We start from the raw sequence: 21,532 nt of genomic DNA on the forward strand, positions 1-21,532 counted from the left end.
TCCTTATATGTACTGGGGCTGTTCCGTCAACCCGGCCGTTTCATTTACTCCGAAGCGGACGTTGGCGTTTTGAATCGCCTGTCCGGCCGCACCTTTTTGCATGTTGTCGATGACGGAGACGATGGTCAATCGATTCGTCCGTGTATCGGCATACACCCAGATGTCACAATAGTTCGAGCCGACGGCCGTCCGAATCTCCGGTTCGCCTTGTTGCACCCGGATGAACGGCTCATTCGCATACGCCTCATTCAAGACATGCACCCAGTCCGCCTCGCTCTGTTGGATCGTCGGCACGACGCTCATCGTCGCCATGATGCCGCGATTGATCGGCAGCAGATGTGTCGAGAGCGACACCGTCGCCGGAATGCCCGACAACGTCTGGAGCGTCTGCTCGATTTCTGGAATGTGTTGATGTGTATGGACTTTATACAGTTGCACGTTTTCGTTGGAACGGGCATGATGCGTCTTGGCGCTGAGTCCTTTCCCGGCACCCGTGATACCGGAGCATGCCGAGACGATGATTTCGTTCGGGTCGATCCAACCGCCTTTCACGAACGGCAACAACCCGAGGGCGACCGCCGTGGCATAACACCCGGGATTGGCAATCCGATCGGCCGTCTTCACGGCATCCCGATTCCATTCCGTCAATCCATATACCGCCTGTGCTTGAAGCGATGTCGGTACGGCCGGTTTGTCGTACCACGTCTCGTAGCTCGATGCCGGCAGACGTAAGTCTCCGCTCAAATCGATGACGACGCCTTCATACTCCGTCAACTGCTTTACATATTGCGCCGACACCCCGCTCGGCGTCGCTAAAAAGATGACATCGATGTCGTCTAATACGTCCATCCGGAACGGTTCGAGCGTCAACTTGTCTGTTTCTAACCAGGGATACAGTTCTTCGAGCGTCAATCCCGCGCTCGAATCGCTCATCGCCCGGACGAGTGTGAACTCGGGATGTTTCCCGATGAGCTTTAACAGCTCCATCCCGGCGTACCCTGTGACGCCGACGATTCCACATGTGATCATCTGCCGAACCTCCTTAAAAGAATAAACTGATTAAAACATACGTATATTTATACTGTCAATTGTATTTTTATTCAATAAAGAAACAATTTTCTCTTCTCCCTCTCCAAAAACGTGTAAGTACAAAGCAAGACGGGAATTTATATGATATGAGAAAAAAGATAAAACTGGAGGGATTCAAAATGAAACGTTTGAAATGGGCTTTACCTGTGACAGCGACGTTATTGCTATTGGTCGGATGTGGGGATGCTGACGAAGTGACGAATCAACCGAGCGATGCACCGGTTGAGAACGAAGCGAATTCTGAAAACAATTCGATGTACACGTTCAATAAGTTCGAGCTCGACGTTGATTATCCAAACGTCAACGATGCCATTCAAGTCGAGTATGAGACAGAAATGAATTCGACCGAAGCGTCCTATGAACGAAAAGAAGACGATTTGAATTTGAGGGGGGACGAAGCGATGCAAGAACTCGATTCATTATTTGGCCAGTTAAACTTTGATAAAGACACGCCTGACGAAGAAGTTTTAAATCAAATTAAAGCCACGTTCAATGTGGAAGATGCACAAAGCATCGAGGCTGACGTGACGTTCACCGACGGCACGGAAAAAGAATATAGAGAGTAATAAAAAATGGCCAAGCGTCTAGCGCTTGGCCATTTGCATTAGATTTGATTTTTATGACGAGCGTCTTGAAGCGCATCGACCAAGTCTTTCACGTCTTCGACGAGATTTTGAATCGTATCTTGGTTTTCTTCATAGAGCGCCTTCAAATCCATGACACGATCTTTCAAACTCGCTTTCGAAGTGGCTTGAAGGCCGACCGAATGAGCTTGTGTTGACGTATCGTGCGACTTGAGACGTGATTTCATATGTTTGAGTTGGCTGACTTGTTGCTCACGCGTCTCTCTGTGGAGAAGCGATGCCCCAGCTCCAATGACGGCACCTGCGGCCATACCTAACCAGAAGTAGTTCTTGTTCATAAAAAATCCTCCCCTAACGTAACGTTATGTTTATTATAGGTCATCCACTTCATCGACGACATAATGTTTTATGATTGGACCGGCTCCTTTTTGCTCGACGGCTTCTTTCAGCCATTCTTGGAACAAGACGTAATCGGTCGAATCACGGAAACGATTTCCGCCTTCGGTGAATTGGATGAAGATAATCCCGTGATTGTCGTCCGGGTCGACACCGAGCCGATAGGCGGCAAAACCGCTATGACTGGACCCTAGACGTGATTTGTCTTTCAACAAACGATGGAATAAGAGCGACCGGGCGTTCGAATCGACCGGAATGTTCGCATAGATAATATTCCCTTTCGGGGCGAATTGTCCTTCCGCTTCCTCGATTTGAAACGTCTTGCCGCTCTGGAACGGGGACTTGTCCCCTTCGGCGAGCAGAATCGTTTCTGTCCCGTTCGCGACGAGCACGCCCGATTGTTGACGCAATCGTTCAGCGACCGTACCTGAGGCGAATGTCATGAATAGCTTAGACAAGCTCCTCACAACCTTTCGCGAGCATGATGTCTTTCTCCGTGATTCCACCTTCGTCATGCGTCGACACGGTCAACGTGACGTTCCGATATTCGATTAAGATGTTCGGATGGTGGTCGAGCGTCTCCGCCAAGTCGGCGACGAGATGGACGAATTGAATCGCCTCTGGAAACGTCTCGAGACGATACGTCTTTTGTAATTCCCCTTCGACAACGTCCCAGCCGTTTAAGCGGGACAGTTGCTCTGACAGTTCGGTTGATGACAGCAGCATGTGCTGATTCCCCTTTCGCAAACAGTTCTTCTTACACCTAGTACCCGACCGCGATCAAAAATAATCTTTTTCGCTTCATGCAAAATGATTTAGAATAAGAAAGATAGCCAACTATTCTTTACATGAGAGAGGAGATCTCGCCATGCGTGGATTGATTGTGATCGACTACACGTTTGATTTTATCGCAGACACGGGTCGTTTGACTTGTGGAAAACCAGGGCAAGACATAGAAGAACGAATCGTCCAGTTGATTGAGGAGTTCGCGGACGAGGATTATGTCGTCGTCGCGAACGATGTCCACGACGCTGGTGACACGTATCACCCTGAGACGACGCTCTTTCCGCCTCATAACATTCGTGGGACTGAAGGCCGCGAACTTTACGGCGCCGTTAAAACCGCGGCGAGCCGGGCCGATCATTGGATCGATAAGACACGCTATAGCGCCTTCGCCGGTACCGACCTTGATTTGCGTTTGCGCGAACGGGCCATCACGGAGATTCATCTCGTCGGTGTGTGCACGGACATCTGTGTGCTCCATACGGCAGTCGACGCGTACAACCTCGGCTATACAATCGTCGTTCACGCCGATGCCGTCCAAAGCTTCAACCCAGTCGGTCACGATTGGGCGCTCGAACATTTTGTCACGACACTCGGGGCCACTGTGACCGGGAAGTGACATAAAACAGAAAGGAACGATTATGTTACATCGCAACCTAGCGCTTCATACCGACCTATACCTCCCACGTTGGATGTATATTTATTGGAAACAAGGCCGTCACAACGAACAAGTCGTGTTCGACCTGTATTACCGCTCGAATCCATTTAGCGGAGGCTACGTCGTCTTCGCCGGCCTACAAAACATCGTCCACTACTTGGAGAACGTCTCGTTCACGGAAGAGGACATCCGTTACTTGAAGCAACAACTCGACTTCGAGGACGAGTTCGCGGACGTGCTCCGCAACTTCAAGTTCACCGGTTCGCTTTATAGCGTCCGCGAAGGAGAAGTCATCTTCCCGAACGAACAAGTCGTCCGAATTGAATCGACAATCTTTGAGGCGAAACTGTTCCAGACGGCGCTCTTGAACATCGCCAACCATGAGTCACTCATCGCGACGAAATACGCGCGCATCCGTCAGGCAGCACCGAATGAGACGTTGCTCGAAGGTGGGGCCCGCCGCGCCCAAGGCGTCGATGCCGCCTATTACGGCACACGAGCCGCGTATATCGCTGGCTTCGACGTCACGAGTTTGGTTTCGGCCGGACGTGATTTCGATGTCCCGACCGGCGGAACGATGGAGCACGCCGACATCCAGTTCCATGATGAAGAGCTCGAGGCGTTCCGCTCGTTCGCGGAGATGTATCCGGACAACACGAGCCTGTTGATCGACACGTACGACACGCTCAAGTCGGGTCTTCCGAACGCGATCACGGTCGCCAAGGAACTCGAGGAAAAAGGCTATCGTTTGAAGTCGGTCCGACTCGACTCGGGCGATTTGGCTTACTTGTCGAAACGGGCTCGCAAAGCACTCGACGCGGCCGGGCTCGACTACGTCAAAATCGTCGTCTCAGGCGACCTCGATGAGTACGTCATTCAAGACTTGCGGATGCAGGGCGCTGAAGCCGACACGTTCCTCGTCGGGACGCGCGGCATCACGGCGTATGAACAGCCTGCACTTGGCATGGTGTACAAACTCGTCGCCCGCGAAGGCGCCGACGGGAAGTTGAAGCCGGTCATCAAAGTTTCGTCTTCGAAAGTGAAGACGACGACGCCGCACAAGAAAGAATTGTATCGCATCATCGATAACGAGACCGGGAAATTCAAAGGGGACTATATCGCCCTGGCTGATGAGCCGGTCGAAACGTATAACGAGATCGACTTGATTGACGTCCGCGACCCGGCGTTCCGGATCAAGACACGCAACTTTAGCGTCAAACGTTTGCTCGTCCCGATTTTCCAAGACGGCGAACGCGTCTATGACTTACCGAACGCGACAGAGATTCGCGCGTATCATCATGAGCAGATGAACGGTTTATGGGAAGAGTACAAACGCCTCCGCTTGCCGGAAGTGTATTCGGTCACGTTCAGTAAACCGCTCTGGGACTTGAAACTCGAAATGATTCGTCAAACACGGATCCCGAAATAAAACGAAAGGCTACGGATTTGTTCCGTAGCCTCTTTTGATGATGGTTTTATGCCGTCGTCATCTCGTTCGCATGGATTTTATCTTCTTTTCTCCGAAAGTAAAGAGCGATTGAAAGAGAGATCAAAATCAATATGAAGTAAACGGTCCGTTGCCAAAACGTCGCTTCCGTATCCCCTTGGAACAACGCGATGATATAATCACTCCCGCTCACGAAGAACAATCCCGCGAGCAAGAGAAAGATTCGATATCCGGCCCGACTCCGCTCTTGCTTTACTTTGAAGAAAAGGACACCATAATAACCGATTGCTAGAATCGCGATATACCCGATTATGCCAACAACCCAACTCATCTTGATGCCTCCTTATCCTCTATTTTTTTACGTCGCTTCCCCGCTATCGTAACACAATCTTCGAACCAGACTATGTTAAGATAAACTAAAGAAAATGTGGAAGGGACCGATACGATGAAAACGTTCCGCCTAGTCCAAGTTCACCTTGTCCAAGACGAGTATGGCAACGAGTTGAACCTCCCCGTCGAACTGCTCGATGGGTTGATTATCTCGAAAGAGCATGACAACGAATGGCTCCTCGAGATGCTCGTTCCAACCGAATTTGCCGTCACGCTTCATCACTATTTGAACAAGCGAATCCTGCTCCTTGCCGAAGCCGTCATCACGTCACCGGCGAACCGTCCGGCCGCCCTCGCGTTGACGTTCACAAGCGAACGATCGCTCAGCGACCATCACACGTTCGTCGCCGAAGGGCTCATGCTGATGCCGAAACAAGATCCGACCAAGCAAGTGCTCGATTCGTTGATTTCCGAAGGCGTGGCGAACGCCGAACTCAAACCTTCCTTCTTCGAAAAACAAGTCGAACAGCAGCAATCGTTCAGTCGTTCCGCCTTCACACAGCTCGTCAAGACAGGATCGTTCGAATAAATCGAACGGTCTTGTTTTTCTTTCCCCGTTTTTATAAAATTCTCAACCCAAAAAGGCGAAGAAATTTCTTCGCCTCAAACGTAGATGAAAAACAAGATGACCATCATCGTCATCCCGACGACTTTGAGCATCGTGCTGCCGAGGAAAGCGAGCACGGTCCCGACACCGATACTCCACGCCTCACGCGTCGATTTCCCGAGCGTGAGTTCGGCGAGAAACGCGAAGATGAACGGGAAGATGAGCACCCCAACGAGTGGGAAGATGAACGGTCCTGCAATCAAACCGATGGTCGCTCCCCATTTCGCCCGTTCCGAACCGCCCCGTTTATCGACTGTAGCCCGGGTGACGATATAGTCGACCACGAACAAGAAGATTAAAAATACGGTCTGCCAGAGCCAAAACGTCCACGTGAGCGGCTCGAATGAGAAGCCGAAGCCGTAAATCACATAACCGATGAATAAGAACAAGACGCTCGGGATGACCGGATAAATCAATCCTGCGAACGCGACAATAAATGATGCGATGATGAATATCCAGAGCAATGTCGTCATGAGTTTCTCCTCACTTCGCGACAATCACATTCGTAATATGGTCGGCGACATTGACCGCCTTGACCACGAACTGACCATCTTGATGTTCGATATAGTTCGAGCAGGCGTTGCGCATGGCATGACGGAACGTATACGTGTTGTCAATCGCCGATAGCGCAGCTTTAATCGCATGTGAATGACAGACGACAATGACACGTTTTCCGGCATGCGTCTCGACGAGATCATGCATACCGCTCAAGACACGGGCTCGCATCTCGTCTTCTGACTCGAGACCAGGTACGCGGTCTTGGTCATCGGCTTGGACGGCTTCATAGATGCCCGGCACCGGTTTTCCCGACGCAGCCCCGAATTCACGCTCGATGAAACGCTCGTCTCGGATGATATGTGATTCGTCGATGCCGCACGCCTCCGCGATGTAACGCGCCGTGTCGACGGCCCGTGACAACGGGCTCGCCACGATGACGTCCCATGATTCTTGACTTAAAAAGGCCGCACTCTCTTCGGCCTGCCGATGTCCGAGTGCGTTGAGCGGGATGTCTTCCCGTCCTTGAATGATTTCTTGAAAGTTCCAATCGGTCTGACCATGTCGGACCAAGCAAAGTTCTGTCACGCGAGTCACTCCTTTATGATTCCTAAATCCTACCCCATCGTACCATCTTTGCGAAAAAGCGCAACGTCACATCATCGCGTCATCGATGAAACGATCGATGCGGGCCATGAGTTGCGTTTCTTTGATCGGGTTGTCGGATTGGAGAAAGCTCGCTAACGAATGCGTACCGTTCGGGAAGGAAATCAGTTGCACGTTCGCACCGACTTCGCTCGCATGTTCCACGAAATGGAGCGCCTGTCCGAACGGGACGATTGGGTCTTTCTTTCCGTGCAAGATGAGGATGGGCGGGGCGTCGTCATAAAGATGCGTGACCGGTGAACACTTCACCATCAGCTCGCGCCACGCCTCCCGGCTCCCCTCATAAAATTTCAAATGCGCGAGCCACGTCTGGATGAACTTGAACAATAAGAAGTTTGTCGGCGGATAGAGGGCGATGACCCCTTTGATCGGCGGGACGTCATCACCTAGTTCACCGGTGAACTGTTTGCTTCGATCGAGCGCCGTCGCTAAGACGAGGGCCGCACCTGCCGAGTCACCCCAGACGATCAGTCGGTTAATATCCAAGTTGAGCAGACCATCGTGCTGTTTTAAGTAGCAAAGCGCATCGGAGACGTCGATAATGTTATCCGGGAAATAGACCCCGTCCTCGAACAGACGATAGTCGATGCTGATGACCGCGAACCCTCTGGCGAGAAAATGGTCGAGCAACGGATGGAACAATGTCACCATACCTCGATTCCCTCGTACGAACGCCCCCCCATGGGCATAGACCGCGACCGGGAACGGTCCATCCCCTGGCGGATAATACACGTCAAACTGGAGCGGACGGTCATTGACAATCTTGTACGTGTGAGTCCGGCGTTTGCGGGTCGAGGGGCGCACCGGCAACTCGGGCTCTTGCCAACGCACGAGCGATCCATACTGGTTCCACACGCTGGCCCCGGCTGCCGTGGCGGCCGCGAGCGCCGCGCCACCGACGAACCAGGCGGTCTCCTTTCTCATATACATCCACTCCTCGTTCTTTTTTTAATCATATTCCCTTTTTCTCGAAAAACCATCCATCTGAAGTCGGACTTGACGTGCACGGATTCGCCACCTATAATATAACTCGCAGTCGCAGAACGTAACGGTTACGATTTAAAGGTTCACATAGAGAGGACAGGTGGAAGAGTTCATGAATAAAAAGTTATTAAGTGTCGCCGCTGCCGGCACACTTCTATTAGGTGGATGTGCAAGTAATGAAGAGAGCGGTGCGACGGAGGAGACGAGCGACCAGTTGACCGTTTACGCGTCAACGTTCGCCTTGAAATCATTCGCCGAGGAAATCGGGGGCGATCGCGTCCGTGTCGAGATGGTCATCCCGCCTGGCGCTGATCCCCATACGTACGAGCCGACCTCAAAGCAGATGACCGACATCGCCGAGGCGGACTTGTTCTTGACGGTCGGCCATGACCTCGAACCATACGTCGAGTCGATGGAAAAGAGCTTGGCCAATGAGAACGTCACGTTCGTGAAAACGGCCGAGGACGTCACACTCCTCTCGGCAGAAGACACGGTCCACGTCCATGGTGAGGACGAGCATAGTGAGGACGAGCACGGACACGAGGAAGATGACCATGCCGAGGAAGAGGCCGGTCATAGCGAAGATGATGGCCATAACCACGGCCAGTACGACCCACACGTCTGGCTCGATCCAATGAATGCCGTCTCGATGGCTGAAGCGGTCGAAGCGGCATTCAGCGAACAGGCCCCTGACTATAAAGATGAGTTCGCGGATCGTTTGAGCGCCTTCAAAGAAGAGGCCGACACGCTCGACGCCGAGCTCAAAGCAGCAGTCGACGGCGGCTCGAAGTCTGAGCTCCTCGTGACGCATGCAGCCTACGGTTACTTGGCGGAACGGTACGGCTTTGACCAACTTCCAATCACGGGTCTCACACCTTCTGAAGAACCGTCACAGCAAGCGTTGAAGCGCGTCATCGAAGAGGCACAACTTCACGACTTGACGCACATCGCTTTCGAAGACACGGTGACACCGAAAATCGCCCAGGTCGTTCAAAACGAGATCGGTGCGGAGACGGTGACGATTTACAACTTGGAGTCGGTCACGAAAGAGCAAATGGATAAGACTTACTTCGACCTCATGCGCGAGAACGTCAAAGCGCTTGAGACGGCATTGAAATAAGAGTCTCAAAAAAAACAGCTCGGCGCGTTGGCGTCGAGCTGTTTATGTGTGTTCTGGTTCCCGGTCGATTTGTCGAAGCCTCGCCCAAATGACGCCGCATACGAAAATCGGCACCGTCAGCATCACTGTTTGAAGAAGCGTATCGCTCATCACGTTCGTCGGGTACATCAGTTCAATGAACACGAAACAGAGCACCGTCAAACAGAGAAGCGTCGCGAGCAGCTTCTTCAAATTCAGCAATGGATTGCGTTCGCGTAGGAAGAGCACACTATTCCCTATGGCGAAGCCACAGTTCACTACAATCAAAGCGTAGAAGAGCATCGAAATCGGATGATTATAGGCTGGACCCGTCGAGATGACGTAAAACCATATAATCAAAAATGCAAACACGGTGACGAGATTGATTCGACCTAACTGTTTACGACCTGCCCGATACGCGAAGATTGGGCTTAAGATACCGATGACAAACGTCATTTGGGCAAAGAAATCAAGCATACGTCCACTCCTTGATAAACCATTTGTAATAGTTTACCAATTTTCAAGATGTTTTCATAGCCTGTTCATTCATAGTAAATCAACACGAGCTCATCCCGCTCACTCGCCTCTTCACAGAATCGTTTCAACAGCGTCCATTTGAGCCAAACGTCATCGAACCCGTCATGGTCGACGAACGCCATATCGGCCACATCCTCTTTCGTGAACGCGTTCATCGCATCTTTGACGATATGGAGGAGCTGCGGTGTCAAAATCCCGACAACGACCGCCTGCTTCTCATTGACGATCAACTCTTCCCCGATGACGGCCATCTCTAAGTTATACGTGTCATCCCCATCGATATAAATCTCGATTTGTCCGAGAATCTTTTGGAAGCGTTCGATCCTAGGGAGCGTCAACGTCTCATACGTGTCACGTTGTTGACTGTGCACGTGCAGCAGCCAATCTAAAATCATTTCCGGGTCTTGGCCGAACGAGACCCATACTTCCGGGGAAATGCGTATATAGTGTGTCGTCTCCATCATTGAACGCCCCCCTTTTCTTCAGTTTACCCATCTTTCGGGCGCAAAAAAACCGTCTACGCGCTTTCGTAGACGGTTTGTCGTTTATGAACGGATCGTGCCTGTTTTGACTTCTTCTTCTGATTCCCAAGCTTCGATGTACTCGCGACCTGGCAGATCTTCAATCGAATCGGCGTAGAAGACCGGATCTTCACCTTGACGGCGTTGCTCCAAGTAATCGTCGAGGACGAGACGGGCAACTTTTGCGAGACGGAAAATCGCATACAAGTTGACGAGTGCCATGAGACCCATGAACACGTCCGCGATTGACCAGACGAGACCGGCCGAACGGACGGCTCCAAAGAGGACCATGCCGACGACACCGATGCGGTAGAGTGTGACGTAAATCTTTTTATCCGAGATGAACTGGATGTTCGTCTCACCATAGTAGTAGTTTCCAAGAATCGAGCTGAACGCGAATAAGAAAATCGCGATCGTGAGGAACGATGTCGCCATCGGACCAATCTCTGCTGTGAGCGCTGCTTGCGTCAATTCGACACCTGCGAACGACTCTGAACCGGCGACACCTGACAACAGGATAATCATCGCTGTCGACGTACAGACGAGAAGCGTGTCGACGAAGACGCTGAACGATTGAATCAATCCTTGTTTGACCGGATGCGATACTTCAGCAGTCGCCGCTGCGTTCGGGGCTGAACCCATCCCCGCTTCGTTCGAGAAGAGACCGCGTCGGATTCCTTGGAGCACCATCGCTCCGATGGCACCACCGAACAATTGTTGAAGTCCAAAGATTCCTTCTGAGAAAATCAAGCCGAAGACTTCCGGCAACAATGAGGCGTTCGAAATCATGACCCACCCGGCGAGCAAGATGTAACCGCCAGCCATAATCGGCACGATGATACTCGAGAGCACGGCGATTGATTGAATCCCGCCGAAGATGACGATGGCTGTCACGACAGCCAAGACGAGACCGACTGTCGTCGTGCTAATCCCGAACTGGTTGCTGACTGACAACGAAATCGTGTTCGATTGAACCGAGTTGAAGGCGAAGCCGAACGAGAACGTGATCAAGATGGCGAATAAAATCCCGAGCCAGCGCTGACCGAGCGCACGTTCCATATAGTAAGCCGGACCACCGCGCCATGTGCGACCGTCGCGAATTTTATATACTTGCGCGAGCGTACTTTCGACGAATGCCGAAGCCGATCCGATGAGCGCGATCAGCCACATCCAAAAGACGGCTCCCGGGCCTCCGAGCGCGATGGCAGTCGCGACACCGGCAATGTTCCCGGTCCCGACGCGTGCAGCCGTCCCGATGGCGAACGCTTGGAATGACGAGACTTGGCCTTTTTCACGCTTCATGCCGTCTTTGAACAAGAGGCGGAACATTTCAGGCAACATCCGGAACTGGACGAACCCCATGCGAACGGTGAAATACAAACCTAAGGCGACAAGGACAACGATTAGCACTGACGACCAGAGCAGGTCGTTGGCGTTTGTAACGAGATCTTCTACGAATTTCTCCATCTTTAAATCCTCCGTGTATGTGTAAGTTATAAGAAAAAGTTATGTTAACTTTCTTTACATGAGTAGAATTATAGGAAAAACGTTAAAAAAATGCAATCTTTTTCGACAATTTTCATTTTCGGTGTCGAACAACAAAAAAGCGACCGGTCACGTGACCGGTCGACTAGATTATCTCATTTGATTAGATAAAGAGGTTCAAGTTACCACCTTCGGCTGCCCCGAGGTATGCTGCCACACCACCGAGATCGATGCCGTCGATTAACTCTTCTTCTTTAATTCCCATGACGTCCATCGACATCGTACAAGCGACCATTTTGACGCCTGCCTCTTGAGCCGATTTAATCATTTGATCGAGTGACGGGACATTTTTGTCGCTCATCACTTTCTTCATCATCTTCTGACCAACGCCACCGAAGTTCATGTTCGAGAGCGGAAGCTCACCTGCATGAGATGGCATCATCATGCCGAACATCTTCTCGAGGCCTTGCTTTTTCACTTCTGGTGCATCTGGTTTACGGATGACGTTGAGTCCCCAGAACGTGAAGAACATCGTGACGTCTTTACCCATTGCCGCTGCACCTTGCGCGATGATGAACGATGCGAGTGCACGGTCGAGGTCTCCACTGAACACGACCATCGATGCGCCGTCGCCTGCTGGTGCGCCCGCTTGGACGGCTGCAGGGCCTTGACCTTTTTGAAGGACGGCTTCGACGCGACCGTTCACAAATTGTTTCGAGACGAGCTTGTTACCCGTTTTCTTCGCCCATGCTTCGATGTCCGCAAAGAAGCCAGGATCACTTGCGAGGACGCGGAGCGTTTCGCCTTCGCCGAGTTCGGCTACTTTTTTATTGACTTCTAAGATTGGTCCCGGGCATTGCAGACCGCACGTATCTAGGAAAATCGGTTCCCCGATCGGTTCATTCATCATTACTGGTGGTGCCTCCTCCGTTGCTGTTGCGGCAGTCTCATTTGCTGCCGATGCGTCTGCCTCGATGGCATCGAAATCGCGTTTTACTTGTGACCACGTCTTGTAGCCACCGCTCAAGTTTTTAACCTTGAATCCGTTTTGACGCAAGATGCGGGATGCGAGATATCCGCGAAGCCCGACTTGGCACGTCACATAAATCGTTTCGTCTTTGCTGTAGTTGTCCAAGTGATCGCGTAGCGAGTTGAGAGGAACGTTGATTGAGCCAGGGATTTTTCCAAGTTCGTGTTCCGACTCATCACGGACGTCGAGCAATGTCGCGCCGTTTTGGACCAACTCGTCAATCTCATTCCAATGCACGACTGCGTTATCGCCGAGGACGACGTTCGATGCGACGTAGCCGATCATGTTGACCGGATCTTTCGCCGAGCTGAACGGTGGTGCATAGCTGAGTTCGAGGTCTGGAAGGTCAAGGACTGTCAAGCCACCTTTCATCGCTGTCGCAATGACGTCAATCCGTTTATCGACACCGTTCATCCCGACACCTTGCGCGCCGTAGATTTCACCTGTCGTCGGATGGAACAAGAGTTTGAGTGATACGGGTGTCGATCCTGGGTAATAACCCGCATGTGAACCTGGGTGCACGTGAACGGCTTCGAATTCTTTACCAGCTGCTGTTAAACGTTTTTCGTTCCAACCTGTCGAAGCAACGGTCATATCGAATACTTTGGCGATCCCAGTCCCCATCGTTCCGTTGTATTTAACGTCACGACCGTTGATGATATCTGCGACAAGACGGCCTTGGCGGTTGGCCGGCCATGCAAGCGGAACGACCGTCGGCTCTTTAAAGATATAATCGAGTACTTCGACAGCATCTCCGATCGCGTAGATGTTCGGGTCTGACGTGAGCATCTTCTCGTTGACGCGGATGGCGCCACGAATACCTGTCTCAAGACCTGCTTCCGTTGCAATCGACGATTCGGGCACGACACCGATTGATAAGACGACCATATCGGTCTCGATGACGCGACCGCTCGTCAAGTGGACACGTTTCCCTTTCTCAGAGAACGAGTCGACACCGTCAGAAAGCTGAAGATCGACGCCGTGAAGGCGCATGTGCTCGTGAACCGGTGAGACCATCTCGCGGTCGAGCGGTGTCATGACTTGATCGGCCATCTCGACGAGCGTGACGTCGACGCCACGCTCCCGTAAGTTTTCAGCCATTTCGATTCCAATGAAGCCGCCACCGATGACCGTCGCGTGTTTTGGCGCTTTATCATCGACGTAGCTACGGATTTTATCCGTATCTGGGATGTTACGGAGCGTGAAGATGTCTTCTGCTTCTTCAATCCCAGGGATGTTCGGACGAATCGGTTTCGCCCCTGGTGACAAGACGAGCACATCATATGACTCATCGTACGTCTCACCTGTCTTGACGTTTTTCACCGACACCGTCTTCTCGGCACGGTTGATTTTCGTCACTTCCGTCAAGTTACGGATGTCGAGTTGGAAACGCTTGTTCATCCCTTCGACGGTTTGAACGAGCAATTTTTGACGGTCTTGAATCACGTCACCGATGTAATAGGGAAGACCACAGTTCGCGAACGAGATATACTCGCCCCGATCGAACATGACGATATGATTCTCTTCATTTAAGCGACGAAGGCGGGCGGCTGCCGAAGCACCACCGGCGACCCCACCGACGATTACGATTTTTTTACTCATTGCGCATTTCCTCCTTTGACGACTTCACCTGGCCAGCTCATCAAGCCATCTTCTATATTGACCACTTTATAACCTTTCGCTTCCATTTGCCAAGTCGCCTGCGTGCTGCGAGCACCTGAGCGACAAAGGACGATGTACTCTTCTTCAGGATTGAGCGTCTCAATCCATTCCGACATTTCGGAGAGCGGATAATTTGTCGCGCCAGCAATGTGCGCTTCTTGGAACTCGTCACGTTCACGAACGTCGACGATGTTGACTGGTACTTCAAAATCCATTTGACGTTTCAAGGCAGATGCTTTCATGTTTGTTTACCCATCCTTTTGATCTATAATATTTCACTTATTTATTCGTCAGCTTGGTAGCGGGCGTTCGACGGAAGTTTGTGATTCGTTGAACATATCGCTTCCACGTCATTAATATACCCCCTGTGGTATTTGATTGCAAGGGATTTGTTTGTCGAATCGGTAAACGTTTGAAAAAGTTTCACATCAAACGTTGTTGCTCGACACATACTCCCCCACGTATTAAGATGAGACTACACAATAAATAGTTGGGTTACTGAACGATTTGAATATAGAGGTGAATCTAATGGAACAGTATCAATACGATGCAAAAGTGTTGAACCGGATGAAACGGGTCGAAGGACAAATCCGGGCCATCATCCGCATGATGGAAGAAGGGAAAGAGTGCCGTGACGTCGTGACACAGTTGAGTGCGGCTCGATCAGCGCTTGACCGCGCCTCGACCATCATCGTCGCGAAGAACTTGGAGCAGTGCATCATCACCGCCCAACAAGATGGCGAAGATACGTCAGAAACCGTCGAAGAAGCCATCAAAATGTTGATGAAACGCTAGTTCCCCTTGCTTTCCCTCCGCAAATGGGCGAAAGTTAGAGTAACGACTTTTAAGGGGGACTTGTTTGTGAACTTCGAAGAAAAAGTAGAATCATTTAAAGCGCTCGTCGCTGAACGCAATATGACGTTCAAAGAGAGCGAGACTGAAACGCATGTCACATTTTTGACGCGTGAAACGACTAAATCCGGGGCTCAGCCCGTTATGATTATCGCCTTCAATAAAAAGACGACAGATGCGGAACTGTATGCCGCGACGGTCACACACGTACCGGATTACGTCGAAGACCTACCGATTCTGAACGCCTTGAACGAGTTCAACCAAGAGTTCAAATACTTCCGCTGCGTGCTCGACAGCGACCGTGATGTCACGCTCGCCTCGACGCTCGACCTCGACCTCGGCTTCTCGCCAGAGATCATCTTGCAACATTCATTCATGATGTTCCAAGCGGCCGACGAAGTGAACGAGTACATGCAGAAGTTGTATACGCAAGTCCAATAACAAAAAGCCGCCCCGGACGAATCCAGGGCGGCTTTTTTTGAATCATTCTTTCGATTGGGCACGTATAAGGAGAAAAAGGAGGAATTGCTGATGATGACACGCTATACGCATTACCTCGAAGCGCTCGAGGCAATCAGAGGAGCGACAAAGTGGTTCACCGATGATTTCCGACGCTTGATGGCCATCAATTATGCCATACACGACACCCCGTTCGATGAAACGCGGTTTGAGCAGGCTCAAGCGGCCGTCAAACGGAAAACGAAAGCCTTCTCCAAGTTTCGCGGCAGCAATAATTTCGTCTGGCTGTCGTTTCTCGATGCCAAGTATGAAGACATCGAACCGGCCATCGACGAGGCACTCCGGCTCGATACGTTGCTCGACCGGAAACACTTCCGCTTCAGTATGTTGCGTCCCTTCATCGCGAGCCAACTGATTAACGTCGATGAGCCCGAGCGCCGGCTTGACGAGGCGAGCGCACTCTATCAAACGTTCAAACGAAACCATCCTTGGCTGACGAGCGAAGAAGACCTTCTGTCTGCCCTCGTCCTCGTTCAAGCGTTCAATGACCACGATACGTTGAGTCAACGGATTGAGACGTATTACGAAGCGTTGAAAGCCGAGTTGCCCCGCTCAAACGAGCTCCAACTCGTCTCCCATCTGCTTGCTTTTAGCGACTTGCCTTCAGACGAGGTCATCAACCGCCTGCTCGAGTGGCGCGCGCGGCTCCAAGGACAAGCAATCGCCGTCAAAAATGAGCATCTGCCAGCGCTCGCCCTCTTGGCCATCGTCGCGGCTCCGAACGACAACGACGAGCGCGACCTGATCGACATTACGAACGCTGAGAAGGAAAAGCATCGCTGGTTCCACACCCACGCGTTGACGGTCGCCCTGCAACTCGTCGCGGCAAACAACATCAAGGAAGATGCGAGCGATTTACTGTTGCACGGGACGTTCGCCCATCTGCTCGCCATGCAACAGGCAGCAACGGCAGCGGCGACCGTGGCTATCATTTCGAGCACATCTTCGAGCGACTAAAAAAAGAAGGGTTTCCCCTTCTCAACTAAATAAATACCAACTGAGACAACCGAGCACGAACACTGAGTTGGCGATTTCGACGATCCCGATCTTCATGATGGGGATCTTTTTGCCGTAGAATGCGACCGCCCGGACGAGACTCGGCACGTAAGCGAGTGCCAAGACCGGATAGCCAAACGCGATGAAGATGGCGACGAGCAAAAAGTGATATCCCCATGATACGTTCCGATAAAACAAGCTCTTCTTCTCCCGAATCATCGTTTTGACGAAAAAGATACTTCCGAGGAAATATAAGTACGGCAAAGCGAACATCCACACTATCGTCCCGTCCAAAGCATGTGACCCGAGATAATAGCTCGCCATCCCGCCGATGCAAAATGAGGTGACGGCGCTGACGTCGTTCCAGACGTTGCGCTCATCCTTAATTTTGGCGAAGTAGGCGTTGGTGAGACCGAATGGAATCATAGCAAGGACAAACCAGACAAGACGCCACTCGGACAAAAACACCGGGATGGCGGCTACAATCGCAATCGTCAAATACGTCACGACCGTGCGCAACAGCTCTTGTGACTTTTTTCGTTGCTTAATGTATTGGAACAAGAAAAATGTACCCATATAAACGAACAACCAGGCGATGGCGAACGGGATGTGCGCGAGCGTCCACCCTCCGACGATGCCGCCGAGTAAGAACGGTAAGATTAGCATCGACCAAGCGCCGTGCTGTTTTGGAATCATCCATTTCATGTGACTCCCTCCTTCTATGTGTAGTGTAGAAGAAAGATGACTGTAAAACTGTGATAAATTTTACAAAACAAAAAACGATCTCACGCGAGATCGTTTTTTGTTTTTAGTTTGGTCACACTTGGCACGGTGATTTCGACCACATCGTCCGTCAACATCTTCGTGACGACACGACCTGCAATCGAGACCGCGAGAAGCGTATAAAGCGCATTCGACAATGGCAAATAGATGAGCGAGATCGCCAAAACGATGACATCAAATATGATGAGAATCGTCCCGACCGATACGCCGGTCCATTTTGATAGGCCGAGTGCGAATAAATCGTCGCCCCCGGTCGCCCCGCCCGATTTCAAGACGAGACCGAGACCGTACCCAGTCACAATCCCGCTCGCGATGGCGGCGAACAACGTCGCCGGCCACACTTGGATATCGAACGTGAGTAAATCCAACCGATCCCACATGGCGTAGCTGAGCGACAGTGACGCCGCGGCAAGCACGGCTTGCCCGACGAAGCGCCAGCCTTTCCACCAAAGGGCGATTAAAAAGAAGGGGATATCGAGTACGATCATCGAGATCGCCGGATCGATATCAAATAAATAGCGGCCGAGCAATGCTAGCCCGACGAAGCCCCCTTCTGCCAAACCAAACTGTTCATTCAAATAATAATAACCGAACGCCATGATCAGCGTTCCGAGCACTATGGTAGCAACTCGTTTCATTCCGATTGTCCTCCCCGTTTTCAACGGAGAGGAGGATCCTCAGTCGTAGCCGCGGTTCCATCTGTTCCATCTCCGATCTTCCGTTTGTTGATTTTTACATTGATGTCGCTTGTAAAAACTCAACGCTAGAAGTCCGGTAATTGAAACAGAGGCCATGTCCTCTCGGTATCCATAAAGACCTTCCTTTCCCAAATTGCGCGTAATCATGAGACTATTTTAACATACTCTCGCGATTGTTTCATTAAATGTATATTTAGTGTAGATTACGTTTCGGTAAATCTTTCTTACCGAACCACCACCAGTTCCAGTCCCCAAGCAGTTTCATCAAGGACGGGACAAGTAAAATCCGGATGATTGTCGCATCGATAAAAATCGCGAGCGCGATGCCGACACCGAGCTGTTTGATCGGACTAACACCGGTAAAAGCGAACGCCCCCGTGACGACAATCATGATGACTGCGGCCGACGTGATGATTTTACTCGTCTTGGCGAGTCCCATCTCCGTCGCGTAATCGTTATCCCCGGTCTCCCGATAATATTCCTCAATCCGCGAGACGAGAAACACCTCGTAGTCCATCGATAGGCCGAACACGAGCGAGAAGATGAACACCGGGGTCAAGATACTGATCGTCTCGGCATCGTACACGTAGCCTGATTCGAAGATGATGACGAGCAGACCGAACGTCGCCCCGAGACCGAGCACGTTCATGATGATCGCCTTAATTGGAATCAAGACTGAGCGGAACGCCCACATGAGAATGACCATCGTCGCCAAGATGACAGTCACGACCGCATACGGGATGCTGTCATAAATCTCTTCATAAATTTCTTCGTTGAATGCGGCTGGTCCCCCGACGTCAAAACCGCTCTCGCGCCAATCTCGGACGAATGCTTGCGCGTCTTTATCACTCGGCGGGACGTTGAAACTGACGTTGACGAGGGCAAGGTCTGTATTCCCTTCGAGCGTGACGAGACGTTCGAACGCCTCGAGTTGCTCTGGTGCCGCTTCAGCGAGTTGTTGGAATTCGGCTGGTTCGAGACCGGATGCCGTCAAGAACGTCGTGACGTTGTCGACAATCGGATCCTCGGATAGCTCATCGGTGAGTGCAGTCAATTCATCGAGAATCATCGAATCGGTCAAGTCATTCGTCTCAAACAAGAGCACCGCATCGGTCGACGTCTCCCCGAACACGTCGTCCCACCGCTCAAGGGCGGCCCGTGACTCGTACGAGGTCGGGAGTGCATCGGCGTCCGGGATGTTCAGTTCGAGGTCACGAACGAACCAGAGGCTTGGCAGTAGCAGCAAGAGCGCGACGAGCGTCATCGTGACGGGGCGTCTCATGACGAAACGGGCCAACTTCTGCCACCGTACTTCAGAACGCGTCTCATTCGTTTTGATAAGACGCCCTTTATTGATCGCATCTCCGACGATATATAAGGCGGACGGCAACAGTGTGAGCGCCGATAAGACCGCACCGGCCACCGCAATCAGCGCACCGAGCGCGATGGCTTGGAACACGTCGACTTGGATGAACAACAACCCGGCCAGTCCGACGAACACACAAAGCCCTGAGAACAGAATCGAACGTCCGGCCGTCGCGACCGTTCGGACGATGGCCGCCTCTCGCGACTTCCCATGTGCGAGCTCTTCCCGGTAACGGTTGACGAGCAATAGGGAAAAATCGATGCCGAGCGCGATGGCGATCATCGCGACCGCATTCAAGACGAAAATGGACAGTTCCATCGTCTGGGCAAAGAAGAACAACGAGCCGGCAGCCACGATGAACGTAATCAATCCAACGAATAATGGCATGACCGCGGCGAGCGGCGTCCCGAAGACGAGCAAGAGGACGAGCAACGCGACCGGGATTCCAATCAACTCGGCCCGAATCAAGTCATTCTTTGACGCTTCATTCAAGTCATCCGCGAAGACCGGCTCTCCGGTCAATCGCACGTCTGTATCCGTATCTCGAATCAAGGCGTTGCGAACGTCATCGATTGACGCCTCGGCCGTATCGTAATCCTCGAACTCGAGCAATAAGTAAGCTGCGTCCCCTGAGCGGGCATCGGGATTCTCAGCTGGCGTGATCACGCCGTCGACCCCATCGACGTCAATCAGTCGATCCCGTTGCTGCTCGATGACCGTATCAAGGTCGCCACCTTCCAACAAGACGATCATCGAGGCCCCGGCCCGGTCGAACCGGTCGTTCAACGTATCTTCCACTTGGGCGAAGCGCCCGTCTTGAATCGCAAATCCATTGCCGCGCAGTTCACTTGGCAACTGTAATCCGAAATATACCGATACCGCGAGCAATACCGTCCAAATCAACACGACAGCGTAGCGCCATCGGACTAACGCTTGTCCTAATCGTTCCATCCCTGTCCACTCCTCTCCATCTAAGAAGACTGTTCCCGTTTTTAGACGAGATTCTGTAAGCCTTCGTAAAAAAATCCTGAACCATGCCCTGGTCCAGGATTGTCAACGCTCGAACACTTGCAGCCAACTATGGCAGAAGCGACGCGGCGTCGATAGGACGACAAGTCTGTCGCCCGGCTCGTCCAATAAGACGACTTTCAACAATTCGGTCTCGGCACATACTTCTGATGAGAACACTTCACAATCGCGCTCAAACAGTTGGAACGATGTCATCGAGGTGATGGCGGTCGTCACACCCATTTGATCGACGATGACCAAGTCACGGTCACCCCCGTATGGAATCTTCCAACGCGCGCCCGCTTCGACGTCCTCGACCATGAACTGTTGATTCCGTTCATCGTACAAGGTCACGAGGCCAGGTGCCGTGAATCGTTCGAAATCATAGGTCGATTGATATGCGAGTTCGATGATGTTCCCGAACTCCGGGATCTCCTCGTAACGGCTATACCGAAACGTGTGATCGTTCAAGTTCAAGGCGACGATATCTGATTCGGCCGAGTACAAATACAAATCGTCCCCTGACCAGTAGTGCAGGTTACTGAACCAATCGTCATGGAACGTCCGTGGAATTGGGTGACGTTCCATCGTCCCGTTCGTCAAATCCATGACTCCGTATGTCTGCAAATCTCGAAATAGCGCGACGGCTCTTCTACCATGTGGTTCAATATATAGTGCGCAAGGTGCCCATTTCCACTCGAGTTCCCATCGGATTTGGAACGTCTCGTCAAAAAACAGAAACCCGGTTTGCGCCAAATACAACATCCATCCTCCACCAACGCGCTCTAACCATTCAACCGTTTGATGAAATTGATAGTCTGCTACTTGTTTGTACATT

General features: G+C 51.7%; 25 protein-coding genes. 8 read left to right on the forward strand and 17 right to left on the reverse strand.

Features of this window, described 5'->3' with window-relative positions:
- Positions 1-3: 3 nt before the first annotated feature.
- A complete protein-coding gene (argC, locus tag KNP71_RS10900) occupies positions 4-1,029 on the reverse strand; it encodes an N-acetyl-gamma-glutamyl-phosphate reductase (protein WP_131471568.1) in 1,026 nt (341 codons plus the stop codon).
- A gap of 179 nt (positions 1,030-1,208) precedes the next feature.
- On the opposite strand from argC, the gene KNP71_RS10905 reads away from it, so the two are divergent.
- Positions 1,209-1,655, forward strand: coding sequence for a YusW family protein (locus tag KNP71_RS10905; RefSeq protein ID WP_165569424.1), 447 nt, complete (start codon positions 1,209-1,211; stop codon positions 1,653-1,655).
- Positions 1,656-1,693: 38 nt separating this feature from the next.
- On the opposite strand, the gene KNP71_RS10910 is transcribed toward KNP71_RS10905, so the two are convergent.
- From KNP71_RS10910 to KNP71_RS10920, 3 genes are read right to left on the reverse strand one after another with little or no spacing between them, the layout of a single operon-like run.
- Positions 1,694-2,011: a hypothetical protein gene (locus KNP71_RS10910; protein ID WP_131471572.1), complete on the reverse strand. Its 318-nt coding sequence runs from the start codon at positions 2,009-2,011 to the stop codon at positions 1,694-1,696.
- Positions 2,012-2,044: 33 nt separating this feature from the next.
- Positions 2,045-2,527 (reverse strand): hypothetical protein, encoded by a 483-nt coding sequence (locus KNP71_RS10915; RefSeq protein WP_242678966.1) that lies wholly within the window; start codon positions 2,525-2,527, stop codon positions 2,045-2,047.
- Positions 2,520-2,795 (reverse strand): 4a-hydroxytetrahydrobiopterin dehydratase, encoded by a 276-nt coding sequence (locus KNP71_RS10920; protein WP_131471574.1) that lies wholly within the window; start codon positions 2,793-2,795, stop codon positions 2,520-2,522. The genes KNP71_RS10915 and KNP71_RS10920 overlap by 8 nt, the downstream gene beginning before the upstream one ends.
- A gap of 142 nt (positions 2,796-2,937) precedes the next feature.
- On the opposite strand from KNP71_RS10920, the gene KNP71_RS10925 reads away from it, so the two are divergent.
- Positions 2,938-3,471 (forward strand): cysteine hydrolase family protein, encoded by a 534-nt coding sequence (locus tag KNP71_RS10925; RefSeq protein ID WP_131471576.1) that lies wholly within the window; start codon positions 2,938-2,940, stop codon positions 3,469-3,471.
- A gap of 22 nt (positions 3,472-3,493) precedes the next feature.
- Entirely contained in the window at positions 3,494-4,939 is a 1,446-nt protein-coding gene (locus tag KNP71_RS10930) for a nicotinate phosphoribosyltransferase (protein ID WP_214827657.1), read from the forward strand.
- Positions 4,940-4,985: 46 nt separating this feature from the next.
- Here KNP71_RS10930 and KNP71_RS10935 read toward each other — a convergent pair whose 3' ends face one another.
- Complete coding sequence (locus tag KNP71_RS10935) at positions 4,986-5,288, reverse strand: hypothetical protein (RefSeq protein ID WP_021068165.1); 303 nt, start codon at positions 5,286-5,288, stop codon at positions 4,986-4,988.
- A gap of 114 nt (positions 5,289-5,402) precedes the next feature.
- Here KNP71_RS10935 and KNP71_RS10940 point away from each other — a divergent pair, with 114 nt between their 5' ends.
- Entirely contained in the window at positions 5,403-5,876 is a 474-nt protein-coding gene (locus tag KNP71_RS10940; RefSeq protein ID WP_131471582.1) for a YwpF family protein, read from the forward strand.
- A 74-nt stretch (positions 5,877-5,950) separates the two neighbouring features.
- Here KNP71_RS10940 and KNP71_RS10945 read toward each other — a convergent pair whose 3' ends face one another.
- The 3 genes from KNP71_RS10945 to KNP71_RS10955 form a co-directional block, all read right to left on the reverse strand.
- Entirely contained in the window at positions 5,951-6,427 is a 477-nt protein-coding gene (locus KNP71_RS10945) for a DUF456 domain-containing protein (RefSeq protein ID WP_214827659.1), read from the reverse strand.
- A 10-nt stretch (positions 6,428-6,437) separates the two neighbouring features.
- Positions 6,438-7,037: a histidine phosphatase family protein gene (locus KNP71_RS10950; protein WP_214827671.1), complete on the reverse strand. Its 600-nt coding sequence runs from the start codon at positions 7,035-7,037 to the stop codon at positions 6,438-6,440.
- A 66-nt stretch (positions 7,038-7,103) separates the two neighbouring features.
- Positions 7,104-8,039: an alpha/beta hydrolase gene (locus tag KNP71_RS10955; protein WP_214830702.1), complete on the reverse strand. Its 936-nt coding sequence runs from the start codon at positions 8,037-8,039 to the stop codon at positions 7,104-7,106.
- A gap of 172 nt (positions 8,040-8,211) precedes the next feature.
- Here KNP71_RS10955 and KNP71_RS10960 point away from each other — a divergent pair, with 172 nt between their 5' ends.
- A complete protein-coding gene (locus KNP71_RS10960) occupies positions 8,212-9,219 on the forward strand; it encodes a metal ABC transporter solute-binding protein, Zn/Mn family (protein WP_058765500.1) in 1,008 nt (335 codons plus the stop codon).
- 42 nt (positions 9,220-9,261) lie between these two features.
- On the opposite strand, the gene KNP71_RS10965 is transcribed toward KNP71_RS10960, so the two are convergent.
- The 5 genes from KNP71_RS10965 to KNP71_RS10985 form a co-directional block, all read right to left on the reverse strand.
- Entirely contained in the window at positions 9,262-9,714 is a 453-nt protein-coding gene (locus KNP71_RS10965; RefSeq protein WP_214830703.1) for a hypothetical protein, read from the reverse strand.
- 65 nt (positions 9,715-9,779) lie between these two features.
- Positions 9,780-10,238, reverse strand: coding sequence for a DUF1877 family protein (locus tag KNP71_RS10970; RefSeq protein ID WP_021068158.1), 459 nt, complete (start codon positions 10,236-10,238; stop codon positions 9,780-9,782).
- 81 nt (positions 10,239-10,319) lie between these two features.
- Positions 10,320-11,762, reverse strand: coding sequence for an alanine/glycine:cation symporter family protein (locus tag KNP71_RS10975; protein ID WP_021068157.1), 1,443 nt, complete (start codon positions 11,760-11,762; stop codon positions 10,320-10,322).
- A 181-nt stretch (positions 11,763-11,943) separates the two neighbouring features.
- A complete protein-coding gene (locus KNP71_RS10980; RefSeq protein WP_214830704.1) occupies positions 11,944-14,412 on the reverse strand; it encodes a CoA-disulfide reductase in 2,469 nt (822 codons plus the stop codon).
- On the reverse strand, positions 14,409-14,714 hold the full coding sequence (locus KNP71_RS10985) for a rhodanese-like domain-containing protein (protein WP_021068155.1): 306 nt from the start codon (positions 14,712-14,714) through the stop codon (positions 14,409-14,411). Before KNP71_RS10985 ends, KNP71_RS10980 begins: the two co-directional genes overlap by 4 nt.
- A gap of 286 nt (positions 14,715-15,000) precedes the next feature.
- Between KNP71_RS10985 and KNP71_RS10990 the strand changes: the two genes are divergently transcribed.
- The 3 genes from KNP71_RS10990 to KNP71_RS11000 all read left to right on the forward strand — a co-directional run bounded on the left by KNP71_RS10990 (position 15,001) and on the right by KNP71_RS11000 (position 16,800).
- The gene (locus tag KNP71_RS10990) at positions 15,001-15,267 is read left to right on the forward strand and encodes a metal-sensitive transcriptional regulator (protein WP_021068154.1); all 267 of its coding nucleotides are present in this window, start codon (positions 15,001-15,003) and stop codon (positions 15,265-15,267) included.
- A 66-nt stretch (positions 15,268-15,333) separates the two neighbouring features.
- A complete protein-coding gene (locus KNP71_RS10995; RefSeq protein WP_016509669.1) occupies positions 15,334-15,765 on the forward strand; it encodes a type III secretion system chaperone family protein in 432 nt (143 codons plus the stop codon).
- Positions 15,766-15,855: 90 nt separating this feature from the next.
- The gene (locus KNP71_RS11000; protein ID WP_251132801.1) at positions 15,856-16,800 is read left to right on the forward strand and encodes a DUF4003 family protein; all 945 of its coding nucleotides are present in this window, start codon (positions 15,856-15,858) and stop codon (positions 16,798-16,800) included.
- A 21-nt stretch (positions 16,801-16,821) separates the two neighbouring features.
- Here the strand turns inward: KNP71_RS11000 and KNP71_RS11005 are convergent, their stop codons facing one another.
- The 4 genes from KNP71_RS11005 to KNP71_RS11020 form a co-directional block, all read right to left on the reverse strand.
- Entirely contained in the window at positions 16,822-17,544 is a 723-nt protein-coding gene (locus KNP71_RS11005; protein ID WP_021068152.1) for a YwiC-like family protein, read from the reverse strand.
- Positions 17,545-17,624: 80 nt separating this feature from the next.
- A complete protein-coding gene (locus KNP71_RS11010; RefSeq protein WP_034797492.1) occupies positions 17,625-18,260 on the reverse strand; it encodes a YitT family protein in 636 nt (211 codons plus the stop codon).
- Positions 18,261-18,513: 253 nt separating this feature from the next.
- Complete coding sequence (locus KNP71_RS11015; protein WP_029596244.1) at positions 18,514-20,637, reverse strand: MMPL family transporter; 2,124 nt, start codon at positions 20,635-20,637, stop codon at positions 18,514-18,516.
- Positions 20,638-20,739: 102 nt separating this feature from the next.
- Positions 20,740-21,531 carry a hypothetical protein gene (locus KNP71_RS11020; protein WP_021068149.1) on the reverse strand — a complete coding sequence of 264 codons (792 nt, stop codon included), beginning with the start codon at positions 21,529-21,531 and terminating at the stop codon, positions 20,740-20,742.
- Position 21,532 lies beyond the last annotated feature (1 nt).

This window comes from Exiguobacterium sp. s56, from assembly GCF_018618255.1.
Lineage (GTDB): Bacteria > Bacillota > Bacilli > Exiguobacteriales > Exiguobacteriaceae > Exiguobacterium > Exiguobacterium chiriqhucha.